Annotated in this window: 3 protein-coding genes; all 3 read left to right on the top strand. The window is 58.1% G+C overall.

The annotated features are described in order from the left end of the window. The first annotated feature begins 1 nt into the window (after position 1). The 3 genes from BQ17_RS02830 to BQ17_RS02820 all read left to right on the top strand — a co-directional run bounded on the left by BQ17_RS02830 (position 2) and on the right by BQ17_RS02820 (position 3105). Entirely contained in the window at positions 2-385 is a 384-nt protein-coding gene (locus BQ17_RS02830) for a septal ring lytic transglycosylase RlpA family protein (RefSeq protein ID WP_089724203.1), read from the top strand. Between the two features lie 141 nt (positions 386-526). Then, a complete protein-coding gene (locus BQ17_RS02825) occupies positions 527-1135 on the top strand; it encodes a hypothetical protein (protein WP_089724202.1) in 609 nt (202 codons plus the stop codon). 230 nt (positions 1136-1365) lie between these two features. After that, entirely contained in the window at positions 1366-3105 is a 1740-nt protein-coding gene (locus tag BQ17_RS02820; RefSeq protein ID WP_089724201.1) for a PHA/PHB synthase family protein, read from the top strand. Positions 3106-3269: the final 164 nt, after the last annotated feature.

The raw sequence follows: 3269 nt of genomic DNA, 5'->3' as shown, positions 1-3269 counted from the left end.
GATCCCCTCTCCCCAACCCCTCTCCCGGCGGGAGAGGGGACATAGTAGCCAGTACCGCTGGTCATGTTATCACTTATACATTAGCCACTACCTTGCATCCTACTATGGCGGCAGATTCCATGGTCGGATGACCGCAAGCGGCGAAATCTTCAACCAATGGACTCGCTCCGCGGCCCACAAATCCCTGCCCCTAGGTGCCAAGGTCCGGGTCACCAAGCTGAGCGACGGTCGGAGTATCGTCGTCAGGATCAACGACCGGGGACCCTTCGTAAAGGGACGCATCATCGATCTATCGCGTAAGGCCGCGCAGGACCTGGGCATCATCAAGCACGGCTTGGCGAAGGTGAAGGTCGAAGTGCTCAGCCTCCCGCGCAAGCGGCGTTGAGATTCGATAGCTCTAAGCAACTCGAAGCGCTCCACCTCTAACCTAGCATCGATGAAACCGGCCAGGTGCCGACGTAGGTGGTTTTGCAGGTGGTATCCTACGGCGTCACGCGGTGATGACGAACGTCTTCCGGGGCATCGGATGAGTGGGCGCAAGCGATCGCACGCACATCGCCAAAGGTTGGCCTATGAGGCCGCTCGCATCATGGTCAATCAAGGGATACGGGGGTTTGACCGTGCGCGGCGTAAAGCGGCCGAGCGGGCCGGTATCGGCGACCGGCGGTTGTGGCCCAGGAACGGGGAGATCCAAGCGGCATTGTTGCAGCAACAGCGCCTGTTTCAAGGCACGAGACGGGAGAGCGAGCTCACAAGCCTGCGCCGGCAGGCCCTGGCGGCCATGGATGCCTTTGCCGACTTTGCGCCCAGGCTCGTGGGCCCCGTGCTTGCCGGAAGCGGGGACCCTACTCAAGGCGTGCGCCTGCACCTATTCACGGATAATCCGGAAGATGTGGTGTTCAGGCTGCTCGATCGGGGCATCCCCTGGCAAGAGAGCGAGAAGGTCTTTCGCTACGGGGGCGGCCTACGTTGCACCCATCCGGTGTTCGCCTTCGTTGCCGGAGATACGGCCTTCGAGCTGGTGGTACTACCGGTCCGGGTCCAGCGCAATCCGCCGCTGGATGCGGTCAACGAGCGGCCGGAGCGGGGAGCCAAAGCCGCTGAAGTCGCACATTTGCTGGGTGATACATCTTAGGGGCTGTCGGCATTCGGGTCGCCGGTATTCAACCGTTCGTGGACCCGGCGCACCGCATGCTGCGGGTTGCATCCCTCCCGGTAGGCACCGGTACCTCGCTGCTTTCAACACGACCCGCGAACTTACCTTGAAATAGGATATGCTGAAAGGGATACTTGAGACGCATCATATGGACAGTTTTTTCACTTCCGAATGAACCGCCTGTTTTCCTACCACCGAGAAGCCCGCTCATGAAGCAATCTCCCGCTGTTGCCGGTACTCATGCAGTGGATCGCTTGCTCCACGCCCAGCTGGGCAAGGCCACCTTCGGCCTTTCGCCCGTCTCGCTGATGGTTACCTATCTGGACTGGTTTGCGCACCTGATGATTTCACCCGGTAAGCAGGCGGAGCTGCTCGAGAAGGTACGGCGCAAGACCTCCAAGCTCGCTATTTACGCGGCACAGTCGGTGTTCGATCCGGAGACGCCTCCGATCATCGAGCCATTGCCTCAGGACCGCCGATTTCGCAATGAGGCATGGCAACGTTGGCCTTTCAATTTGATCCACCAATCTTTTCTTCTGAACCAACAGATCTTCTACAATACCGTGACCGACATCCGTGGCGTTTCGCGACGTCACGAGCAGACGATGTGTTTCCTGACGCGCCAGCTGCTCGACGTGTTTTCGCCTTCGAATTTCGTCTTCACCAATCCGGAGGTCTTGGAGACTACCGTAAAGGAAGGCGGGAAAAACCTCTTGCAGGGTTGGATGAATTTCGTGGAGGATCAGGAACGGGCACTGAATGGGAGAAAACCGGTCGGTGCCGAGGAGTTCCAGGTCGGAAAGAATCTGGCGGTAACCCCCGGCAAGGTTGTGTTTCGCAACCACCTGATGGAGCTCATCCAATACGCGCCGACCACCGAGAAGGTGTATAAGGAGCCGGTGTTGATGCTGTCCGCATGGATGATGAAGTATTACATCATGGACCTGTCGCCCGAAAATTCCATGGTGAAGTACCTGGTGGACCATGGTCATACGGTATTCATGATTTCCTGGGTGAATCCGGGCCAGGACGATCGTAATCTCGATATGGAAGACTACCGTAACTTAGGGATTATGGACGCCCTGAAGGTAATCAACGGCATCGTTCCGGACACCAGGATACACGCCGTCGGTTACTGCTTGGGAGGTATTATCCTCACCATTGCCGCCGCGACCATGGGTCGGGATCAAGACCGCCGTTTGGCCAGCCTAACGCTGCTGACGACCTTGACGGATTTCAGCGATCCCGGAGAGCTTGCGGTCTTTATCGATCCCAGCGAGGTCTCTTATCTGGAGGACCTCATGTGGGAACAGGGATACCTGGATCCGCGGCAGGTCGCGGGCAGCTTCCAGCTATTGCGTTCCCACGATCTCATCTGGTCCAAGATGGTACGGGAATACCTGCTCGGCAAACGGCAGCCGATATTCGATCTGATGGCATGGAACATCGATGGTACCCGTATGCCTTACCGTCAACATTCCCAGCTGCTACGCAGATTGTTTCTGAATAACGACCTGTGGGAGGGGCGGTATCGGGTCGGGGATCGTCCCATCGCCATTAGCGATATCCAGGTTCCCATCTTTGTCGTCGCGGCCACCACAGACCATGTTGCCCCCTGGCGATCGGTCTATAAGTTGCGTCTGCAGACGGATACCGAGGCGCTCACGTTCGTTCTCACCAGTGGGGGCCATAACGTGGGTATCGTGAACCCTCCCGGTCCCAAAGCCCGTGACTACCGCATTGCGACCAGCAAGGCCGACGACCGTTATGTGGATCCGGATACCTGGCTTGAAACCGTGCCTAGCCAAGAGGGGTCCTGGTGGCCAGCGTGGGAGGCCTGGTTGCGCCAGAGGTCCTCTGACCGGATACCGTCGCCGACCATCGGCAGCTCCGAGCATGGATATGGGGTCCTGGCCGATGCGCCTGGAACCTATGTGTTACAGGAGTAAGCTTTATACGCACTCACCCTGAATGAGGCGCCGCTCTCCGGCACTATATTTGAGTTATCTGTCGGGTAGTGGTTAATATCTAAGTTTTAACATGACCAACAGCACTGGCCGCTATGCCCCCTCTCCCGCCGGGAGAGGGTTGGGGAGAGGGGATCAAAAAGATG

Origin of the sequence: Candidatus Thiosymbion oneisti, from assembly GCF_900092655.1 — a bacterium.
Classification (GTDB): domain Bacteria; phylum Pseudomonadota; class Gammaproteobacteria; order Chromatiales; family Chromatiaceae; genus Thiosymbion; species Thiosymbion oneisti.
Note: the sequence above shows the minus strand (reverse complement) of the source record. Positions and strands in the feature narration are given on the sequence as shown.